Raw genomic sequence first — 20,733 nt, 5'->3', positions numbered from 1 at the left:
AGGAGACACCGTGACCGAGCGTCGACCCGCCGGGACGGCTCCGAGCCCGCCGGACCGCGAGCCGGAGACCCCGGCCGCGGGCCCGGAGGGCGCTCCCACCAGCGCCGCGGAGCGCGCCAACCCCGGCAACCGGGCGGCCGATTTCGGCATCGACACCACCGCGCGCACCACCGGCGAGGCCGTGCGCGGCTACCTGCGCGGGCTGCGGACCGGCGAGCTCGGGTCGCTGCCCGCGCTGCTCGGGCTGGCCGCGCTGTTCGTGCTGTTCACGGCCCTGGACTCGGGCGGCACCTTCCCCAGCCTGCTGAACCTGGCGAACCTCCTTCAGCAGGGTGCCGGCCCGACCATCATCGCGATGGGTCTGGTGTTCGTACTGCTCACCGGCGAGATCGACCTGGCCGCGGGCACCGCGTCCGGGCTGGCCGCCGCGCTGATGGCGCTGCACCTGACCAGCGGCGGGAACATGCTCGGTGCCACCGGCACCGTCGTGTTCGTCATCCTGGTCGTCGTGATGCTGGTGGCGGCGGGCCTCGCGGCGCTGGTGCGGGTGTGGGCCGGTGCCGCCGTCAGCGTGCTCACCGCGGTGGTGCTGGTCGTCGGCGTGCCGGCGAACCCGTGGACGGAGATGCTGCTCGCGGTCGGTGTCGGGGTGGTGATCGGCTGCCTGACCGGGTTCCTGGTGGCCCGGGTCGGGATGCCCTCGTTCGTCGTCACCCTCGCCCTGTTCATCACCTGGCAGGGCGTGATCCTGCAGCTGATCGGCGACGGCGGCACGCTCGCTTTACGCGACCCGGTGATCAACGCGGTGGCCAACGGCAACCTGTCCCCGCTCGGCTCGTGGATCCTGTTCGTGCTGGCCGCCGGCGGGTACGCGGCGATCATGCTGGTCCGCCAGCGGACCCGGCTGAGCACCGGGCTGGTCGCCCAGCCGACCGGCCTCGTCCTGATCAAGATCGGGGCGGTGGTGGTGCTCGGGGCGCTCGCGACGTTCGCACTGGTGCAGGACCGCTCGCCCGGGGTCATCGCGATCTCCGGGGTGCCCTACGTGGTGCCGGTCGTGCTGGTGCTGCTCGTGCTCGGCACCTACGTGCTGGACCGGACCCGGTTCGGCCGCCACGTCTACGCCGTCGGCGGCAACCGGGAGGCCGCGCGCCGCGCCGGCATCGACGTCGTCCGGATCCGGGCGTCGGTGTTCGTGATCGCCTCGGCGTTCGCTGCCGTCGGCGCGATCGTCTACTCGTCGAAGATCGGGTCGGTGAACCCGGCGGCCGGTGGCGGCAACACGCTGCTGTTCGCGGTCGGCGCGGCGGTGATCGGCGGGACCTCGCTGTTCGGCGGGCGCGGTCGGATCAGCAACGCGGTGATCGGCGGCACCGTGCTGGCCACCGTGCAGAACGGACTGGGGCTGCTCAAGCAGCCGGCCGCGGTGGTGTTCGTGGTGACCGGGCTCGTGCTGCTCCTGGCCGCCGCGGTGGACGTGCTGTCCCGGCGGCGCTCGGCGGCCACCGGCCGGTGACCGCACCCACCTCGGGCACCCGCCCGGACGACGCCCGGCGGCACAACCGGGCCGCCCTGCTGCGCCGCCTGCACGTCGACGGCCCGTGCACCCGGGCCACCCTGGCCACCGAGCTGGGCCTCAACCGCAGCACGATCAAGGCGGTGGTGGACGGGCTGGCCGAGTCCGGCGTGGTGACCGAGGCCGTCCCGACCCGGCGTTCCGGGGCGGGGCGGCCGTCGCTGCTGGTGCTGCCCGAACCGCAGTCGGCGGTGGTGCTCGCCGTCGACGTCCGGGTGGACCAGGTGGCGATGGCCATGGTCGGGATCGGCGGGCAGATCCTGGGCCGGCACAGCTGGAACCTGCACCGCACGACGCGGCTGCCCGGCGAGGTGATCACCCACGTCGCCGAGTCCGCGCAGCTGCTGCGCGACGAGCTCGGCGTCACCGAGCAGGGCGTCGGGGTGTCGGTGCCGGGCGTGGTCCGGCGCCGCGACGGGATGGTGCACGAGGCGCCGAACCTGGGCTGGCGGGAGGTCGCGCTGGGCTCGCGGCTGTCCGCGGTGCTCGGGCGCGACGCCCAGGTCGGCAACGACGCGGAACTGGGCGCGCTGGCCGAGCACCTGCGCGGGGTCGCCCGCGAGGTCTCCGACCTGGTCTACCTCTCCGCCGACGTCGGCGTCGGCGGCGGTGTGATCGCGGGCGGCCGTCCGTTGCGCGGTACCGGGGGGTACGTCGGCGAGCTCGGGCACCTGCTGGTGCGCCCGGGCGGGCGCGACTGCTTCTGCGGGGCGCAGGGCTGCTGGGAGACCGAGGTCGGCGAGCCGGCGCTGTGCCGGGCGCTCGGGCTGGCCGAGGACACCCCGCGCGGCGTGCTGGTCGCGGAGCTGCGCACCCTGGCCGCGGTGCCCGGACGGGCCGACCTGCTGCTCGGCGACTACGCGGGCTGGATGGTGGCCGGCCTGGTGACGGTGGTGAACATGCTGGCCCCGGAGCTGGTCGTGCTCGGTGACCTGTTCGCGGCGCTGCCGCCGTCGGTCGTGGCGCGCGTCCGCGACGACGTGCAGCAGCGCAGCCTCGTCAGCCGCGCGGTCGGCGGCACCCGGATGGAGACCTCCCCGCTGGGACGCGACGGGAAGCTCGTCGGTGCCGCCGAGCTGGCGTTCGAGCCGGTGCTCGGCACGGTCTGACCTACGGTTGCGCCCGTGACTGTGGTGCTCGTGCTCGGGGGGACGACGGAGGGCCGCGCGGTCGCGGCCGCGCTGGACGGGCGCCCGGGCCTGCGGGTCGTGTCGTCGCTGGCCGGGCGGGTGGCCGACCCGGCGCTGCCCTCGGGACAGGTGCGCATCGGCGGGTTCGGCGGCGCCGCGGGCCTGACCCGCTGGCTGCGCGCGGAACGGGTCGACGTGGTCGTCGACGCCACCCACCCGTTCGCCGCCGGGATGACCGCGAACGCCGCGCTCGCCTGCCGCGACGCGGGCGTCGAGCTGGTGGTGCTGCGCCGCCCCGGCTGGAGCGCCGGGCCCGGCGACCGCTGGCACCGCGTCCCCGACGCGGCCGGCGCCGCCGCGCTCGCGCCGACGCTGGGGGACCGGGTGTTCCTGACGACCGGGCGCGGCGACCTCGCGGCGTTCGCCGGCGTCGACGCCGCGTTCCTGATCCGCTCGGTGGACCCGCCGGACCCGCCGTTGCCGCGCGAGCACCGCGTCCTGCTCGACCGCGGGCCGTTCACCCTGGACGGCGAGCTCGCGGTGATGCGCGACTTCGCGGCCGAGGTACTGGTGACCAAGAACAGTGGCGGCGCGGCCACCGAGGCGAAGCTGACCGCGGCCCGCATGCTCGATGTCCCGGTGGTGATGATCGACCGCCCGCCGCTGCCCGACGGCGTCACGCCTGCCACGTCGGTCACCGGCGTGCTGAACCGGTTGGGTGCCCTCGGCCATGATCATCGTCCTGGCAGCGGAACGCACCGGACCTGACGTGATCTGCTGCCGGGCCGGCGATCTCCGGCCGATCAGAACGTGACGACCGCGACCCCGTCGCCCGCCCGGGCCTCGAGACCGGCGAGCGCGGCCGGGGCGTCGTCCAGGGAGATCCGCTCGGAGACGAGCAGCTCCGGGCGCAGCCGCCCGTCGGCGACCATCGCCGTCATCGCCGGGTAGTCGGCGGCGGCCATCCCGTGGCTGCCGAGCAGCCGCAGCTCGCGGGCGACCATGTCCGGCACCGGCACCCGCGGCTCCTGCGCGAACAGCCCGACCTGCACCAGGGTGCCGCGCCGGCGCAGCGACCGGATGCCCAGCGCGAGCGCCGACTCGTTCCCGATCGCCTCGACCGCCACCGACGCGCCGTCCCCGCCGGTGGCGGCGCGCACGGCGTCGCGGGCGTCGTCGGGGGCCAGCCCGGAGACGTCGACGGTCCGGCCCGCGCCCAGCCCGGCCGCGCGGCCCAGCGCGCGCCCGTCCAGGTCGACGGCCACGACCTCGGCGCCGAGCGCACGCCCGATCATCACCGCGGACAGGCCGACGCCGCCGCAGCCGATCACCAGCACGGTGTCGCCGGGGCCGGTCGCGGCCTGGGCCAGCGCGCGGAACGACGTCGCGAGGCGGCACCCGAGCAGCGCCGCACCGGCCGCGTCCGCGTCGTCCGGGACCGCGATGACGTTCGCGTCGGCGTGGCGCACCTCGACCAGCTCGGCGAACGAGCCCCAGTGCGTGAACCCGGGCTGCTCCTGGTGCGGGCAGACCTGCGCGTGCCCGGCCCGGCACTGCTCGCAGGCCCCGCAGCCGCAGACGAACGGCGTCGTCACCCGGTCCCCGACCGCGACCCGCCGCACGTCGCGGCCGACCTCGGCCACGACGCCGACCAGCTCGTGCCCGGGGACGTGCGGCAGCGCCACCGTGTCGTCGTGCCCGGACCAAGCGTGCCAGTCGCTGCGGCACAGACCGCTCGCCTGCACCCGCACCACGACGCCGTCCGGGCGCGGTGCCGGGTCGGGGACGTCGGTCACGATCGGCATCGCGCCGAACTCCTCGATCAGGACCGCCCGCACGGGAGCCCCCTCCTGCCACTGCCCTCGGTACCCACACCGGTGATCGTGCCTATCCTCGGCCGAAGGTCACGACACCGGGGGTGGTGGATGCGCGCGGTCGCCGCGGTGCTGCTGGACATGGACGGCACGCTCGTCGACTCGGACGCCGCCGTCGCCCGCGCCTGGACGACGTGGGCGCGCGAGTACGGCGTCGACCCCGGCGCGCCGGACGAGATCGCGCACGGGCGCCCGGCCGACGCCACGGTGCGGCTGCTGTGCCCCGACCTCGGCGCCGAGGCGGTCGCCGTCGCCGCGGCCCGCCAGCTGCAGCTGCAGTACACCGACCTGTCCGACGTCGTCGCGTCGCGCGGCGCGGACGCGCTGCTCGCCGTGCTGCACGGCCGCGGGCTGCCGTGGGCGGTGGTGACCAGCGCCGACCGTCGCCTGGCCGATGCCCGGCTCGGCGCGGCCGGGATCGCGGCGCCGGCGCTGGTCACGGTCGAGGACGTGGGCCGCGGCAAGCCGGACCCCGAGCCCTACCTGCTGGGCGCGGCCCGGCTCGGCGTCGCGCCGGCGGACTGCCTGGCCGTCGAGGACTCCCCGGCCGGCCTGGACGCCGGCCGCGCGGCCGGCATGGCCACGGCCGCGCTGCGCGGGCACGACGGCGACCTGCGCCTGTCCGACCTCGGCGACCTCGCCCGGGCCCTGGAGGCTCAGGCGTCCTCGCGCCGGTAGTGGCGCGGGGTGAACACGGCGGTGCCGCCCGCGCGTTCCACGACCCGCGTCGTCGAGGACCCGACGATCACCAGCGTCCGCATGTCGACCTGCTCCGGGTCCAGCCCGCCCAGCGTGGTCACCGTGATCCGCTCGCCGGCACCGCCGACGTCGCGGCCGAGTACGACCGGCGTCTCCGGGTCGCGGTGGGAGAGCAGCACGTCGCGGGCCGCGCCGACCTGCCACGGGCGGGCCTTCGAGCGCGGGTTGTAGATCGCGATCGCGAGGTCGGCGGCGGCCGCGGCGGCGAGGCGTCCGGCGACGACGTCCCACGGCTTGAGCCGGTCCGAGAGCGAGATCATCGCGTGGTCGTGCCCGAGTGGGGCACCCACCGACGCCGACACCGCCTGCGCCGCGGAGAGACCGGGCAGGACCCGCACCGGAACGTCGCGGTACTTCGGCTCCGAGGCCACCTCCAGCACGGCGGCGGCCATCGCGAACACGCCCGGGTCGCCGGCCGAGACGACCGCGACCCGGCGCCCGGACGCGGCCAGGTCCAGCGCGTGTGCGGCCCGCTCGGCCTCCACCCGGTTGTCCGAGGCGTGCCGGGTCTGGCGCGGGTTCGGCGGCACCCGGTCCAGGTAGGGCCCGTAGCCGACGAGGTCGTCCGAGGTGGACAGCGCGGCGGCGACCTGCGGGGTCAGCCAGTCCCGCCCGGCCGGCCCGGTGCCGACCACGACCACCTCGCCCGCGGCGACGATCCCGGTCTCCACCTCGGGTACCGGCACCGAGGACGCGACGTCGCCGGGCAGCAGCGCGATCGCGAAGTAGGGCACCGAGGCAGGGTCCACGTCGGACAGCAACCCGGTCCGCTGACCGTCCATGGTGGCCCGTTCGACGTAGCGGGCGCCGTCCAGACGTCCGGCGTCGGACAGGGCGTCGCGGACGCCTGTGAAGGTCCGTCCCAGCTTCATGACCGCCGCGGAGTCCGTGTCGGCCAGCCGGCGGGCGAGCTCCTCGCGCGGCAGCGTGCCGGGCAGGACCGTGAGCACCTCGTCCCGCTCGACCAGCGGCGCGCCCAAGGCCGCGGACGCCGCGCTGATCGACGTCACGCCCGGCACGACCTCGGTGCGGTAGCGGTCGGCGAGGCGTTTGTGCATGTGCATGTAGGACCCGTAGAACAGCGGATCCCCCTCGGCCAGGAGCACCACGTCGCGTCCGGCGTCGAGGTGCGCGGCCAGCCGTGCGGCGGCCTCGGTGTAGAACTCGTCGATCGCGCCCTGGTAGCCGCCGGGGTGGTCGGTGGTCTCGGTGGTGACCGGGTAGACCAGCGCCTCCTCGATCGCGGTGCCGCTCAGGTGCGGCTCGGCGATCCCGCGCGCGATCGAACGCCCGTGGCGCGCGGAGTGGTAGGCGATCACGTCCGCGTCCCGCACCAGGCGCGCGGCCTTGATCGTGGTCAGCTCCGGGTCCCCGGGGCCGAGCCCGACGCCGTAGAGAGTGCCGGTGCCGGTGTCGTCCGGCTCCTCCGCGGGAGGGAGTGCGTCGTCGGTGTCGTCCGGCTCCTCCGCGGGAGGGAGTGCGTCGTCGCTCACATGATCTCCTGCTCGTGGGCCAGCGCGTTCAGCGCGGCGGCGGTGATCGCGGACCCGCCGCGGCGGCCGTGCACGACCAGGAACTCCAGGTCGTCGCGCTCGGCGAGGGCCTGCTTGGACTCGACCGCGCCGACGAACCCGACCGGGATCCCGATCACCGCGGCCGGGCGCGGGGCGCCGGCGTCGAGCATGTCGAGCAGGTGGAACAGGGCGGTGGGCGCGTTGCCGATCGCGACGACGGCGCCGCCCATCCGCGCCCGCCACAGCTCCAGCGCCGCGGCCGTCCGGGTCGTACCGAGCTCCTGGGCCAGTCGCGGTACCTGGGCGTCGCGCAACGTGCAGACGACGTCGTTCGCGGCCGGCAGCCGGGCCGCGGTGACGCCGGAGGCGACCATCGTCGCGTCGCACAGGATCGGGGCGCCGCCGCGCAGCGCCTCGCGCGCCGCGGTGACGACCCCTGCCGAGGCCGCGATGTCCCCGGCAAGGTCCACCTGCCCGCACGCGTGGATCATCCGGACGGCGACGTCGGCCATCCCGGCGTCGAACCGCGACAGGTCCGCCTCGGCGCGGATCATCGCGAACGAGCGGCGGTAGATCTCGGACCCGTCGCGGACGTAGTCGTGTCCGTTCGTCATGCCGCCTCCGCGGTGGGAAGTACGTCGGCGCGGCTCATCGGGTGCTCTCCTCGGAAATCGCGGTGTCGGATCGGTGCAGGGACTCGGCAAGGGCCGACACGGGGACCGTCACGCCGTCGACGGCGTAGTGCACGTCGTCGACGGCGACCGCGTCGGCGTGCGGGGTGTGCGGGGCGCCGCAGCGGCGACCGCATCCGACCACGTGCACCGGCCGATCCCACCCGGGCGGTGACGACACTGCGGGCGGCGGAGAGCTCACCGAGAACCGGCGCCGCACCGACCGCGCCCCCGCCCAGAGCGCCGACCGCTCCCGGGCTCGTGCCGGTCCGCACCCACGGCGCCGCCGGGCGTGCCGCACCCCCGCGATCATCGGGCGTCACGTTCTGGTCGAGGGGGCCGCCGTTGCGTGACGCCCGATCCCGCAGCGTGGTGGCGATGCGGGCGGCGGCGTCGGGGAGCTCGGCGGTCCGCCAGGCGCGGGTGCCCGGGTCGGTGGCGTGCTCGGCGCGCAGGGCCAGGAACGCCTTCGCCCCGTCGAGCAGCAGGCCGGGGGCGTCCGCCGGGGCGCAGCTCAGGCCGGTGTCGGTTCCGGCGACGAACAGCGACCCGGCGTCGGCGCCGGTGGCGATCCAGCACAGGTCGGGACGCTCGGCGGCGACGTCGCCGCGGCCGTCGTCGATCGCGAACAGGAACCGCCCGGGCAACGCCGCGAGCTCCGGTCGCGCGCACAGCGCGCGGTCCAGCGCGGCGGCCAGGCCGCGGACGTCGGCGAGCCCGCCGGTGATCCCGCTCGCCGGGGAGGCCAGCACGTTGCGGACCTTCTCGTGCGCGAACGAGGGCAGCAGCCCGGCCCCGGCCAGGTCGCGGACCAGGGCCGGGTCGTCGCGGTCCAGGCCGCGCAGCTGCAGGTTCCCGCGCGAGGTCAGGTGCACCGCGCCGTCGCCGAGCAGGTCCGCGACGTCGGCGACGGCGTGCAGCTGCGCCGCCGTCACCACCCCGCCGGGCAGCCGGATCCGGGCCAGCGCGCCGTCCGCGGCGTCGTGCGGCGAGAGCACACCCGGGCACGCGTCGGCGCGGGAACGGACAGGGGTCGGCACGAGGTCACTGTAGGCACACCGCCGCGCGGCCCGGACGGTCGCGACGCGGCGGGCTCGGTCACACCGGCTGCCCGCACGCGTCCGGGGCGGGCCCGGCTCAGCTGTCCTCGACGACGATGTCGCCGGAGAGCACGGGCAGTGGCGCGGCGTTCGGGGCGCAGGTCCCGGGGTCGATCTCGGTCGGCAGGAAGCCGATGAAGTCCTGTCCGCCGGGCCCGCCGTCCACGACGGTGATCAGGATGTTCTGGCCCTTCAGGACGGCCGGGCGGCCTTCCTCGTTCACCGGGTAGAGGAACCCGGCGGTGTTGCCGCGGACGTCGACGCAGGTGGCCGGGCCCTGCGGTGCGATGAGCAGGTCCGAGGGCGGGACGCCCGCGGCCTCGAAGTCGCCGGACGCGTCGCGCGTGTCCTCGCTGCCCTGCTCGACCGAGAACGCGAACGTGAACAGGCCGTTCGACCCCTCGCCGACGGCCGTACCGCCGCCGTCACCGTCGGCCTGGGCCGCTCCCGCACCCACGACCATCACGGCCGCCGTCACCAGGGCGGCCAGCGCCACCTTCGTCCTCGCTCCGTTGCGCATGTGTGGCAAACGGGTGAACCGGGCCGGGGTGACGGCCGGTGCCGATCACGTTGCGCGATCGAGACCCACGGCCCGGTTCAGGATGCGGTTCAGGGCAGGATGCGGTTCAGGGCAGGTAGCGGCGGGCGCCCGCGTACTCGCCGTCCAGGCGGGCGGCGGTGACCCGGACCGGGGTCGCGGCGTCGAACGCCTCGACCATCTGCCCGCCACCGGCGTACATCGCGACGTGGTGGACGGCGCCCTTCCCGCCCTTGCGGGCGTAGAACAGCAGGTCACCGGGCTCGAGCCGGTCCTTCGCGACCGCCCGCCCGCCGGCGGCCTGCGCCGAGGCGTCGCGCGGGATCGTGATGCCGTGCATGCCGAACACGGTCCCGGTCAGCCCCGAACAGTCCAGGCCGTACCCGGCGCGCCCGCCCCACAGGTAGGGCCTTCCCAGGAACCCGCGGGCGGAGGCGACGAGCTCCGCCCCGGTCGGTGACGGCGCGGACTCCCCGTCCGCGACGACCGTGACCGCGTCCGCGTCGACCCAGCGCACGCCGCCCGACGGGGTCGCGACGAGCACCGCGTCGTCGCGCTCGTCGAGCACCGGCAGGCGGGTGTTCGCGCTGACCTCGGTCGCGCGCCGGGTCAGCGCGACGTCGTCGTGGAGCCACGTGAGCGCCCGGCCGACGACGGCGGTCGGCCGGTCCGCGCTCAGCGCGGCGAACCCCGCGGACTCGCTGAGCTGGGCGTCCGGGATCCAGCCCGGGTAGCCGGCCGGGTTCTTCGGGGTCGGTTGGCCGGGCACCGCGACCTCGGTCCAGCCGTCGCGACGGCTCAGGATTTCGACCCGCTGCCCGTAGAGGGCCTGGGTCTGGGTGCGGTCCGACCCGGTCAGGTCGAGCTTGTCGGCGGTGCTCATCGCGGCCAGCCAGGCGGGGACGTCGGAGGGGTTCGTGAGCGCCGGGCGGTCGACCGGACGTGGGCTGGTGGGGGAGGTCCAGACCGTGGCCACCGCGACGTCGACGAACACCGGCGACGGCGGCCCGGCCGCCTCGGCGGTACCGGCCGGGAGCAGGGTGAGTGCCAGACCCAGGGCGAGCGTGGAGGCCATGGGGCGCAGAGATCGGAGCACGGGACGTCCTTCGCCGGGGGAGACCCCGATCGTCGGTGATCGGGAGCCGGGGCGACAAGACGGACCACCCGCCCGAACGCGTGACGACCGCGACCTCGCCCACCCCCGCTTGACGCGGTACGCCGGTGTTGCGGACAGTGAGCACACACCTTCATACGGCGGGTGGGAACAGGAAGCCGGTGCGAGTCCGGCGCGGTCCCGCCACTGTCACCGGGGAGCGGACCCCACCTGACGGCCACGGGCACCTGCCCGGAAGGCCGGGGCGAGCGCCGATCCGGAAGCCAGGACACTGCACCGCCCGCCGCCCGTGCGCTCACCTGCGTGCGGGCGTCTCCGACCCGGGACGCGGATCCCGAGGAAGGCTCGACGATGCGCCGCGCCCAGAACCGTCCCGCCCCGGCGGGAGTAGACGCGTGATCCTGCTGCTCTCGACCTCGGACACCGACCTGCTCTCCGCCCGCGCCTCCGGCGAGGACTACCGGCTCGCGAACCCGAACCGGGTCCCGACCGAGGACCTCGCGACGATGGCCGCCGAGGCCGACCTCGTCGTGGTCCGGGTGCTGGGCGGGTACCGGTACTTCGAGGAGGGCCTGGACCTGCTGCGCGCGCAGTCCACGCCGCTGGTCGCGCTCGGCGGCGAGATGGCCCCGGACGCGGAGATGATGGAGCTGTCCTCGGTCCCGTCCGGTGTCGCGGCGCAGGCGCACACCTACCTGGCCCAGGGCGGACCGGCGAACCTGACGCAGCTGCACGCGTTCCTGTCCGACACGGTGCTGCTCACCGGCGCGGTGTTCGCGCCGCCGGTGGAGCTGCCGGAGTGGGGGGTCCTGCAGCGCCCGGCGCGGGAGCAGCCCGGCCCGACCGTCGCGGTGCTCTACTACCGGGCCCAGCAGCTGGCCGGGAACACCACCTACGTCGAGGCGCTCTGCGACGCGATCGAGGCCGCCGGGGCGAACCCGCTCCCGATCTACTGCGCCTCGCTGCGCCAGGCGCCGGCCGCGCTGCTGGAGACGCTGCGCGCGGCCGACGCCATGATCGTCACCGTGCTGGCGGCGGGCGGCACGAAGCCCGCGTCCGCGCAGGCCGGCGGCGAGGACGAGGAGTGGGACGTCACCGAGCTGGCCGCGCTCGACGTCCCGATCCTGCAGGGCCTGTGCCTGACCTCGTCCCGGGCGACGTGGGAGTCCAACGACGACGGGCTGTCCCCCCTCGACGTCGCCACCCAGGTCGCGGTGCCCGAGTTCGACGGCCGGCTGATCACCGTCCCGTTCTCGTTCAAGGAGATCGACGCGGACGGGCTCTCGGTCTACGTGCCCGACCCCGAGCGGGCGGCGCGGGTGGCCGGGATCGCCGTGCGGCACGCGAACCTGCGCCGGATCCCGAACGCGGACAAGAAGATCGTCATGATGCTGTCGGCCTACCCGACCAAGCACGCGCGGATCGGCAACGCGGTCGGGCTGGACACCCCGGCCAGCGCCGTCGCGCTGCTGAAGGCGATGGACGCCGCAGGCTATGACACGGGGGAGTTCCCCGGCGTCGAGAACGGCGACGGCGACGCGCTGATCCACGCGCTGATCGAGGCCGGCGGACAGGACCCGGACTGGCTCACCGAGGAGAAGCTGGCCGGCAACCCGGTCCGGATCTCCGCGGCGCGCTACCGCAGCTGGTTCGCCACGCTGCCGCAGGACTTCCGGGACGGCGTCGAGGAGCACTGGGGCCCCGCACCGGGGGAGATGTACGTCGACCGGTCGCACGACGCCGACGGCGAGATCGTCGTCGCGGCGCTGCGCAGCGGGAACGTCACGCTGATCGTGCAGCCCCCGCGCGGGTTCGGCGAGAACCCGGTCGCGATCTACCACGACCCGGACCTGCCGCCCTCGCACCACTACCTGGCCGCCTACCGCTGGCTGGCCGCGCCGGTCGCCGACGGCGGGTTCGGCGCGGACGCGATCGTGCACATCGGCAAGCACGGCAACCTGGAGTGGCTGCCGGGCAAGACGCTGGGCATGTCCGCGTCCTGCGGCACCGACGCCGCGCTCGGCGACCTGCCGCTGATCTACCCGTTCCTGGTCAACGACCCCGGCGAGGGAACCCAGGCCAAGCGCCGGGCGCACGCGACCCTGGTCGACCACCTGATCCCGCCGATGGCCCGGGCCGAGTCCTACGGCGACATCTCCCGGCTCGAGCAGCTGCTCGACGAGCACGCCAACATCTCCGCGCTCGACCCCGGCAAGCTGCCCGCGATCCGTCAGCAGATCTGGACGCTGATGCAGGCCGCGAAGCTCGACCACGACCTGGGCCTGTCCGAGCGCCCGCACGAGGCCGAGTTCGACGACTTCCTGCTGCACGTCGACGGCTGGCTCTGCGAGATCAAGGACGTCCAGATCCGGGACGGGCTGCACGTGCTGGCCCTGGCCCCCGAGGGCGAGCCCCGGGTGGAGCTGGTGCTGGCGATGCTGCGCGCCCGTCAGATGTGGGGCGGCGAGCAGAGCGTGCCCGGCCTCCGCGAGGCACTGGGCCTGACCGAGGACGGCACCGAGTCGAGCGCACGCACAGACGAGGTCGAGCACGTCGCACACGCCATGGTCGCCGCCATGGAGGCGGCGGCCTGGAGCCCCCACGCCGCCGCGGACGTGGTCGCCGCGCACCTGCCCGGACTGGACGAGAGCTCCACTCGTACGCCGGACCTGGACGAGAGCTCCGCTCGCTCAGCCTCCCCGGGGGTGCTTCCTGGGGTGTCTGGGGTGGACGAGGGCTCCGCTCGTGCAGTGGTGGTGGAGCGGATCCTGCGGTTCGCGGCCGAGGAGGTGGTGCCCCGGCTGGACGAGACCCGGTACGAGCTCGACCGGGTGCTGCACGCGCTGAACGGCGGGTTCATCCCGGCCGGGCCGTCCGGGTCGCCGCTGCGCGGGCTGATCAACGTGCTGCCGACCGGGCGGAACTTCTACTCCGTCGACCCCAAGGCCGTCCCGTCGAAGCTGGCCTGGGAGACCGGCCAGGCGATGGCCGAGTCGCTGGTCGCCCGCTACCTGGGCGACCACGGCGAGTACCCGCGCTCGGTCGGGCTGTCGGTGTGGGGCACCAGCGCGATGCGCACCTCCGGCGACGACGTGGCCGAGGTGTTCGCGCTGCTCGGCGTGCGCCCGGTGTGGGACGAGGCGAGCCGCCGCGTCCGCGACCTCGAGGTGATCTCCCTCGAGGAGCTGGCCCGCCCGCGGATCGACGTCACGGTGCGCATCTCCGGCTTCTTCCGGGACGCGTTCCCGCACGTCCTGGCCCTGCTCGACGACGCGGTGGCACTGGTCGCCGACCTCGACGAGCCCGCCGAGCAGAACTTCGTGCGCACCCACGTCGCCGCCGACCGCGACCGCACCGGTGACGACCGCCGCGCCCGCACCCGGATCTTCGGCTCGAAGCCGGGCACCTACGGCGCCGGGCTGTTGCAGCTGGTCGACTCGCGCGACTGGCGCGGCGACGCCGACCTGGCCGAGGTCTACTCGACGTGGGGTGGCTACGCCTACGGCCGCGGCCTCGACGGCGTCCCGGCCCGCGACGACATGGAGCGGGCCTACCGGCGGATCGCGGTGGCGGCCAAGAACATCGACACCCGCGAGCACGACATCGCCGACTCCGACGACTACTACCAGTACCACGGCGGCATGGTCGCCACGGTCCGCGCGCTGACCGGCACCGCGCCGGAGGCCTACGTCGGCGACTCCACCCGCCCCGAGTCCGTGCGCACCCGCACCCTGCACGAGGAGACCTCCCGGGTGTTCCGCGCCCGGGTGGTCAACCCGCGCTGGATCGCCGCGATGCGCAGGCACGGCTACAAGGGCGCGTTCGAGATGGCCGCGACGGTGGACTACCTGTTCGGCTGGGACGCCACCACCGGCGTCATCGCCGACTGGCAGTACGAGACGCTCACCGCGGAGTACGTGCTCGACCCGGACAACCGCAAGTTCCTCACCGAGTCCAACCCGTGGGCGCTGCACGGCATGGCCGAGCGGCTCCTGGAGGCGGTGGACCGGGGGCTGTGGGAGGCCCCGGAGCCCGACACCCTGGCCGCCCTGCGCCAGACGTTCCTGGAGACCGAGGGCGATCTGGAGGACGACGAGTAGCGCCGCCCGGTCTGTCCCAGGGGAAAACGTGGCGGTGGTGGATGTCAGCGGCGGGCTTCGTAGACGTCGTCGAACGGCGTCGCGGTGGCCTTGCGGAACCTCAGCTGCGGGAGCTCCTGTTGATCGACCTGCGAGGGGGATTCCCCGAGCCACCAATGGCACTGACCATGCCACGCGGATCGATCACATGGGGCGGACGCACCGCCGCACGGCCAGCAGTGACCGGACCGGGCAGGTGCCGCTGTGACTCCACCATCGGTTCGCCGCTCAGGTGTCGAGCGGGGAGCTCAGACGGCGGATCTCGTCGTCGAGGGCGCGGTCGCCGGTGACGTGGGTACTGCCGAAACTTTTGAGCACCGTTGGCTCGCGCGGCGGCAGCTTGTCCGAGTAGAAGATCTCCTGCTGCAGGCAGGTAGCGCAAGGGCGCGCCACGGCGAACGGTGTTAGGTCGATCGGCGTCCCGCCGTCGGGAACCATGTAAACTCGCTCGTCGGCCAGCGGCGTGCCCACGCTCCATCGGCCCGGCTCGAACTCGGGATGGTCGGACATCACTCGCCGCGCCGACACGTCGAATGTCCGTTCCTGGATCCGGTAGGAGCTGGAGACGGTGACGATCCACGGGCTGTGTGCGAGGTGTGCGGCGCCGGTCAACGCGGCTTCCAGCGCCGGGATGACGCTGGAAAGCCTCTGAGTCGCCTCCACCTGGGTACGCGGTCGCTGCCCGTGCGCCGACCTGTTCCGCTCTTGGATGAGGTCGTCGAGTCGCGCGAGCTGGTCCTTTGTGGGTCGCTGAGCGAAAGCCGCGAATCCGGGCGGTGCGTCCGGGCTCCTCGCAGCGGCCTTCGCGGCCTTGCGGGCCACGGTGACCCAGGTTCCTTGGGTGACGCCGCGGTTGTAGGCGAGTCCGAGCTCGGCCAGGGCCTGCGGGTCCGCACCGGATGCGTTCAACCACGCTGCGCCGCTGATCCCGAGCGTGATCGACAGTGCGTCGGCGGCATCGAGCGCTGCGACGTATTGCTCCTGCGGGTGACGTGCAGCCTGCAGGGTCCGAATCGCCCGAGCGACTGGGTACTGGAGGGCGCGGGCGTCGCGGAACACCGCTGACCGGGCGATCGCCTCCTCCGACAGGGGCGGCGTAGGTGTCGGCGGGTCCGGCCGGACGGGAGCCGGCTCATTCGCTGTCGGCTGCTCGGGGGCCGGACGAGCGACGCGGTTCACCGGCGTGGCAGGGGGACGCGCACCCGCCGGACCAGGCGACGGCACTTGGACTCGGTGTTCGGTGGACGGTCCGGCCGTGGGAGGCGGTGGGCCGTACGGACGGGCCGTGACCCGGGTCGCCGGCTGGTCCAGCGGGCTCGAGCGTGCCTCCCGTGGCGCGACCGCCGGTGGCCCCACGGGACCCGACTCCTGGCGCTGACGCTCGCGCTGCCGCCAGCGCAGGCGCCGGAACTGCAGCCGTGCGGCCGCGGGAAGCACCGCCAGCAGGCCTGTCATCACGACCGCGGCCAGAAGACCGTCGAGCCAGCGGGGCAGCGTCGAGGGGGTGGGCTGCGTGTTGGTCGCGATGATGACGAACCACACCAGCGCGGAGATCGCCGTCCACCAGGCCAGACCGTCGCGATGAATCGGCGCGTCGTACAGGCGCAGGACCAGCGCGTTGCGGCGCCGCGGTCGCGGGGGCGGTGGCTGTTTCCACTGGTGTTGCTCATCAGCCGTCACACTGAGCATGATGCCGGACGTGCCGGACGCGTGGCGGCTCCCGCTCGGTCGGGTGAGGGAGACTCGCGATGGCCGGGTCGTGGCCTCTCCGTGACGGTACGCACCCCGGTGTCGCAACTACACCGACCTGCCCGCAACGGACGACGCCGTTCCGACCAGCGATGCCGTCGCGGCGGACGACGTGGCGGTGGGCTCCACCGATAGTGATCTGGCGGACGACTCGGGGGATTCACTGCCGTTCTGACCGCTCGGGGCTCGAGACGGGACGGTCGTGGCGGTAAGCGGATCAGTGAGTCGACCAGCGACGCCCCGCGGCTCAGCCGAGCCGAGCCAGTGCGGTAAGTACCGTGTCGGCGTCTGGGCCAAGGGCCCCGAGCAGGTCGTGCTCCACTGCGGCGACGGCGGGGGCCAGTGCGGCGTGCTGCTCCCGGCCGCGGGCGGCCAGCAGGACCATGACCCGGCGCCGGTCCCCGTCGTCCGGTCGCCGGTAGACCAGCCCGCGCTCGACCAGCCGGTCCACGATCTTGGTCAGGGTCGGGGCCGGCACCATCGCGTGTGCCGCGATCTCCGACATCGGGTGTCCCGACCCGTCGGCGAGCAGGTCGAGCACCCGCCAGGCGTCCAACCCGGGCCCGTGCGGTGGGCGCACCGCGTCCTCGAGCCGGCGGGAGATCAGGTGCGCGGCACGGCTGAGCAGCCCGGTGACGAGGGGCGCGCCAGGCGGCGACTCGGGCTCGGCGGTGGGCACGGTGCTCCTTCCCGACAGGGGCCCCGGTGCGGGACCGTCCGGGGGAGTGACGCGATCGCTGTCATCGTAAACACTGTCAGCTCGAACGGTTCGCCGGCGCCGCACGCGGGAGGGGGCACCGTGCCGACCAGTCCCACGCCCGCCCGACCAGAACCCGGCCGACCCGAACCCGGCCGCTCCGACGTGCTCGAGGTGGCCTTCGTCGTGCCGCGCGGCGGACCGGCCGGGTTGTTCGGGCCGGCCTGCGAGGCCTGCGGCGAGCTGGCCGCGGCCGAGATCAACGACGACGGGGGCGTGCTCGGCCGGGAGGTGCGCCTGCGCCTGGTCGACGGCGGCCGGGCGCCCGCCGACGTGGCCGCCGAGGTCGCCGGGCTCCTCGAGGCCGGGGCGGTGGACGCGGTGAGCGGGTGGCACATCTCCGCGGTCCGCCAGGCGCTCGCGCCGGTCGTCGAGGGGCGCGTGCCCTACGTCTACTCGCCGCTCTACGAGGGCGGGGAGCGCACGCCGGGGGTGTTCCTGGCCGGCGAGACCCCGGAGCGCCAGGTGCTGCCCGCGCTGCGCTGGATGTCCGACGAGCTCGGCGTGCGGACCTGGTGCGTCGTCGGCGACGACTACGTGTGGCCGCGGGTCTCGGCGCGGGCCGCGCGTCTCTGGGCGCGCCGCACGCCGGACGTCCGGGTGCTCGACGAGGTGTTCGTCCCGCTGGGTACCGAGGACTTCGGGCCGGCCCTGGACGCGGTGCTGCGCTCGGGCGCGCAGGGCGTGCTGATGTTCCTGGTCGGGTCGGATGCGGTGCGGTTCAACCGGGCGTTCGCCGCGGCCGGCGCGCACCGGCACCTGCTGCGGCTGAGCCCGCTGATGGAGGAGAACATGCTGCTCGCGACCGGGGCCGAGGCCGCACGCGGGCTCTACGCCTCCGCCGGGTTCTTCGAGTCCCTGCCGACGGCGTCGGCGCTGGAGTTCTCCCGCCGCTACGCGGAGCGCTTCGGGGTGCGGGCGCCGGTGGCCGGTGCACTGGCCGAGTCCTGCTACGAGGGGCTCACGCTGCTGGCCCGGCTCGCCGAGCGGGCCGGGTCCACCGAGCTCGACGCGCTGTGCGGCGCGGCCGGGTCCCTGACCTACGACAGTCCCCGCGGCGAGGTCTCGCTGCACCACAACCACCTCCGTCAGAGCGTGTACATGGCCCGGGCGGACGGCCTGGAGTTCGACGTGCTCGCCCGGCTCGACGCTTGACCAAACTACTGTCCATGGACATAGTTTCATATGACAGTAAGTTGACGACGCGGCGGGAGACACCGTGCCGACCTACGCCCACCGCTGCCCGGTCTGCGGGGAGTTCGACCAGGTCCGGCCGATGGCCGAGTCGGACCTCGCGGCGCGCTGCCCGGACTGCGGGTCGCCCTCGGCCCGCGTGTTCGGCGCGCCGGCCCTGGCCGCGCTCGACCCGGGGATGCGCCGGGCGCTGGACGTCTCCGGTGCCAGCGCGGACGCCCCCGGCGTCGTCGGCTCGGTACCCGGCCGGCACCGCCGCGCCAACCCCGTCACGACCGATCCGCGCCACGCACGCCTGCCCCGCCCCTGACCCGTGTGCAGATGCCGCCGCCCGGCGTCGGTATTCGCACGACCGCCCGACCCGAGGAGTTGCCGTGCCCGATGTCGTGTTCTCCGTCGACCAGGCCCGCTCGATGCGCGGGCAGGCGGTGCCCGGCCACAACCGATGGCATCCCGACATCCCGCCCGCGGTGACCGTGCGGCCCGGCTCCACGATCCGCGTCGAGTGCCGGGAGTGGACCGACGGACAGATCGGGAACAACGACTCGGCGAACGACGTGCGCGACGTCGACCTCTCCGGCGCGCACATGCTCTCCGGCCCGATCGCGATCGAGGGCGCCGAGCCCGGCGACCTGCTCGTGGTGGACATCCTCGACCTCGGCCCCGTCCCCCAGGAGACCGGCGACAAGCCGGGCCAGGGCTGGGGCTACACCGGCATCTTCTCCAAGCAGAACGGCGGCGGGTTCCTCACCGACACTTTCCCGGACGCCTACAAGGCGATCTGGGACTTCTCCGGGCAGAAGGCGACGTCGCGCCACGTCCCCGGGGTGTCCTACACCGGGATCACCCACCCCGGGCTGTTCGGCACCGCGCCCTCGGCCGAGCTGCTCTCGCGGTGGAACGCCCGCGAGCGCGCGCTGATCGCCACCGACCCGGACCGGGTGCCGGCGCTGGCGCTGCCGCCGCTCGAGGAGAGCACGCTGGCCGGCACCGCCACCGGCGACGTGGCGGCCGCGATCGCCCGGGACGGCGCGCGCACCGTCCCGGCCCGGGAGAACGGCGGCAACCACGACATCAAGAACTTCACCCGCGGCTCGCGGGTGTTCTACCCCGTGCACGTGCCCGGTGCCCTGTTCTCCGGCGGCGACCTGCACTTCTCCCAGGGTGACGGTGAGATCACGTTCTGCGGTGCGATCGAGATGGGCGGTTTCATCGACTTCCACGTCGACCTGATCAAGGGCGGGATGGAGACCTACGGCGTCAACACGAACCCGATCCTGATGCCGGGCAACGTGGAGCCGCGCTACTCGGAGTTCCTCACGTTCATCGGGATCGGCGTCGACCACACCACCGACACCCAGCTCTACAACGACGCCACCGTCGCCTACCGCAACGCCTGCCTCAACGCCGTCACCTACCTGCAGAAGTTCGGCTACTCGGGACCGCAGGCCTACCTGCTGCTCGGCTCGGCGCCGATCGAGGGCCGGATCTCGGGCGTCGTGGACATCCCGAACGCGTGCTGCTCGCTCTACCTGCCGACCGCGATCTTCGACGACGACATCCGGCCCTCGGCGTCCGGTCCGGTGTCGAAGGACCGGGGCAGCTGCGCGGTGAGCTCGTGACCGCCTACGGCCCGGACGTGCCCTACGAGCTCTTCGAGATCCCGGACCTCACGCTCGCGTGCGGGCAGACACTGCGCCCGGCCCGGATCGCCTACCGCACCTACGGGGAGCTGAACGCGGACAAGAGCAACGCGATCGTCTACCCGACGTGGTACTCGGGTCGGCACTGGGACAACGAGTGGCTGATCGGCGACGGGAAGGCGCTCGACCCGTCACGCTGGTTCGTGATCGTCCCGAACATGCTCGGCAACGGGCTGTCGTCGTCCGCGTCGAACTCGCCGCAGCACCACGGAGGACCGCGGTTCCCGCCGATCCGGGTCGTCGACAACGTCGAGGCGCAGCACCGGCTCGTCACCGAGCACTTCGGGATCTCCACGCTGGCGCTGGTCCTGGGCTGGTCGATGGGTGCCGGGCAGACCTACCAGTGGGCGGTGTCGCACCCGGAGATGGTGCAGCGGATGCTGCCGTTCTGCGGGTCGCCGCGCACCGCGCCGCACAACCGGGTGTTCCTGGACTCGCTGCGGGCCGCGCTCACCGCGTCGGCCGGGTTCGACGGCGGGTGGTACCCGCCCGAGCGGTGGCCCGCGAACGGCCTGCGCGCGTTCGCCCGGATCTACGCCGGCTGGGGGTTCTCGCAGGCCTTCTACTGGGACGAGTGCTGGCGCGAGCTGGGCTTCACCTCGCTGGAGGACTTCGTCGTCGGGTTCTGGGAGGAGTTCTTCCTCGACGGCCGGGACCCGAACAACCTGCTCACGATGCTCGACACCTGGTGGCACGGCGACGTCGGCGCGACGCCGGGGTTCTCCTCCACGGAGGAGGCGCTGGGCTCGATCCGGGCGAAGGCGATCGTGATGCCGGCCGAGAAGGACCTCTACTTCCCGCCCGAGGACGAGCGGTGGGCCGTCTCGCACATGCGCGACGCCGAGCTGCGGGTGATCCCGGGGGTGTGGGGGCACTTCGCGGGCGGCGGGAAGAACCCGACCGACACCGCGTTCA

General features: G+C 74.2%; 17 protein-coding genes and 1 riboswitch. Of the genes, 9 read left to right on the top strand and 8 right to left on the bottom strand.

The genetic code is table 11. From position 1 onward, the window contains the following. Window positions 1–148: 148 nt before the first annotated feature. The 3 genes from I4I78_RS10205 to I4I78_RS10195 are packed head-to-tail and all read left to right on the top strand — an operon-like array spanning window position 149 to window position 3,474. Window positions 149–1,516 carry an ABC transporter permease gene (locus I4I78_RS10205; RefSeq protein WP_308252005.1) on the top strand — a complete coding sequence of 456 codons (1,368 nt, stop codon included), beginning with the start codon at window positions 149–151 and terminating at the stop codon, window positions 1,514–1,516. After that, entirely contained in the window at window positions 1,513–2,685 is a 1,173-nt protein-coding gene (locus I4I78_RS10200) for an ROK family protein (protein ID WP_218611015.1), read from the top strand. The genes I4I78_RS10205 and I4I78_RS10200 overlap by 4 nt, the downstream gene beginning before the upstream one ends. Before the next feature lie 15 nt (window positions 2,686–2,700). Next, window positions 2,701–3,474: a cobalt-precorrin-6A reductase gene (locus I4I78_RS10195; RefSeq protein WP_308252004.1), complete on the top strand. Its 774-nt coding sequence runs from the start codon at window positions 2,701–2,703 to the stop codon at window positions 3,472–3,474. Between the two features lie 35 nt (window positions 3,475–3,509). On the opposite strand, the gene I4I78_RS10190 is transcribed toward I4I78_RS10195, so the two are convergent. Further along, window positions 3,510–4,544, bottom strand: coding sequence for an alcohol dehydrogenase catalytic domain-containing protein (locus I4I78_RS10190; RefSeq protein WP_218611014.1), 1,035 nt, complete (start codon window positions 4,542–4,544; stop codon window positions 3,510–3,512). Between the two features lie 87 nt (window positions 4,545–4,631). Here I4I78_RS10190 and I4I78_RS10185 point away from each other — a divergent pair, with 87 nt between their 5' ends. Further along, on the top strand, window positions 4,632–5,258 hold the full coding sequence (locus I4I78_RS10185) for an HAD-IA family hydrolase (protein WP_218611013.1): 627 nt from the start codon (window positions 4,632–4,634) through the stop codon (window positions 5,256–5,258). On the opposite strand, the gene I4I78_RS10180 is transcribed toward I4I78_RS10185, so the two are convergent. The 5 genes from I4I78_RS10180 to I4I78_RS10160 all read right to left on the bottom strand — a co-directional run bounded on the left by I4I78_RS10180 (window position 5,237) and on the right by I4I78_RS10160 (window position 10,258). Further along, the gene (locus tag I4I78_RS10180; protein ID WP_226379447.1) at window positions 5,237–6,700 is read right to left on the bottom strand and encodes a precorrin-2 C(20)-methyltransferase; all 1,464 of its coding nucleotides are present in this window, start codon (window positions 6,698–6,700) and stop codon (window positions 5,237–5,239) included. The two genes, I4I78_RS10185 and I4I78_RS10180, sit on opposite strands and share 22 nt — an antisense overlap. Before the next feature lie 128 nt (window positions 6,701–6,828). After that, window positions 6,829–7,467 carry a precorrin-8X methylmutase gene (locus I4I78_RS10175; protein WP_218611011.1) on the bottom strand — a complete coding sequence of 213 codons (639 nt, stop codon included), beginning with the start codon at window positions 7,465–7,467 and terminating at the stop codon, window positions 6,829–6,831. Beyond that, window positions 7,464–8,564, bottom strand: coding sequence for a precorrin-3B synthase (locus tag I4I78_RS10170; RefSeq protein ID WP_218611010.1), 1,101 nt, complete (start codon window positions 8,562–8,564; stop codon window positions 7,464–7,466). Before I4I78_RS10170 ends, I4I78_RS10175 begins: the two co-directional genes overlap by 4 nt. 97 nt (window positions 8,565–8,661) lie before the next feature. Beyond that, the gene (locus tag I4I78_RS10165) at window positions 8,662–9,120 is read right to left on the bottom strand and encodes a hypothetical protein (RefSeq protein WP_218611009.1); all 459 of its coding nucleotides are present in this window, start codon (window positions 9,118–9,120) and stop codon (window positions 8,662–8,664) included. A 130-nt stretch (window positions 9,121–9,250) separates the two neighbouring features. Next, on the bottom strand, window positions 9,251–10,258 hold the full coding sequence (locus I4I78_RS10160; protein ID WP_218611008.1) for an NlpC/P60 family protein: 1,008 nt from the start codon (window positions 10,256–10,258) through the stop codon (window positions 9,251–9,253). A gap of 167 nt (window positions 10,259–10,425) precedes the next feature. After that, a riboswitch (cobalamin riboswitch) is annotated at window positions 10,426–10,550 on the top strand. Between the two features lie 121 nt (window positions 10,551–10,671). Here I4I78_RS10160 and cobN point away from each other — a divergent pair. After that, on the top strand, window positions 10,672–14,376 hold the full coding sequence (cobN, locus tag I4I78_RS10155; RefSeq protein ID WP_218611007.1) for a cobaltochelatase subunit CobN: 3,705 nt from the start codon (window positions 10,672–10,674) through the stop codon (window positions 14,374–14,376). A gap of 267 nt (window positions 14,377–14,643) precedes the next feature. Here the strand turns inward: cobN and I4I78_RS10150 are convergent, their stop codons facing one another. Both I4I78_RS10150 and I4I78_RS10145 read right to left on the bottom strand, forming a co-directional pair. After that, window positions 14,644–16,095, bottom strand: coding sequence for a hypothetical protein (locus I4I78_RS10150; protein ID WP_218611006.1), 1,452 nt, complete (start codon window positions 16,093–16,095; stop codon window positions 14,644–14,646). Window positions 16,096–16,411: 316 nt separating this feature from the next. Next, window positions 16,412–16,843 (bottom strand): MarR family winged helix-turn-helix transcriptional regulator, encoded by a 432-nt coding sequence (locus I4I78_RS10145; protein WP_308252003.1) that lies wholly within the window; start codon window positions 16,841–16,843, stop codon window positions 16,412–16,414. A 192-nt stretch (window positions 16,844–17,035) separates the two neighbouring features. Between I4I78_RS10145 and I4I78_RS10140 the strand changes: the two genes are divergently transcribed. From I4I78_RS10140 to I4I78_RS10125, 4 genes are all read left to right on the top strand, one after another. After that, window positions 17,036–18,076: a substrate-binding domain-containing protein gene (locus tag I4I78_RS10140; RefSeq protein WP_218611022.1), complete on the top strand. Its 1,041-nt coding sequence runs from the start codon at window positions 17,036–17,038 to the stop codon at window positions 18,074–18,076. A gap of 64 nt (window positions 18,077–18,140) precedes the next feature. Beyond that, window positions 18,141–18,425: a zinc ribbon domain-containing protein gene (locus I4I78_RS10135; RefSeq protein ID WP_218611005.1), complete on the top strand. Its 285-nt coding sequence runs from the start codon at window positions 18,141–18,143 to the stop codon at window positions 18,423–18,425. Window positions 18,426–18,489: 64 nt separating this feature from the next. Then, the gene (fmdA, locus tag I4I78_RS10130; protein WP_218611003.1) at window positions 18,490–19,737 is read left to right on the top strand and encodes a formamidase; all 1,248 of its coding nucleotides are present in this window, start codon (window positions 18,490–18,492) and stop codon (window positions 19,735–19,737) included. Next, the coding region (locus I4I78_RS10125; protein ID WP_218611002.1) for an alpha/beta fold hydrolase at window positions 19,734–20,733 on the top strand (1,000 nt) is incomplete at its 3' end. The genes fmdA and I4I78_RS10125, both read left to right, overlap by 4 nt.

Origin of the sequence: Pseudonocardia sp. KRD291 (genome assembly GCF_019263595.1) — a bacterium.
Taxonomy (GTDB): Bacteria; Actinomycetota; Actinomycetes; order Mycobacteriales; family Pseudonocardiaceae; genus Pseudonocardia.
This window is presented reverse-complemented; position numbering and strand designations above follow the sequence as displayed.

Coding starts and splice junctions, on each gene's coding strand:
- I4I78_RS10185 (WP_218611013.1), top strand. CDS start 4,632: ATGCGCGCGGTCGCCGCGGTGCTGCTGGACATGGACGGCACGCTCGTC.
- I4I78_RS10175 (WP_218611011.1), bottom strand. CDS start 7,467: ATGACGAACGGACACGACTACGTCCGCGACGGGTCCGAGATCTACCGC.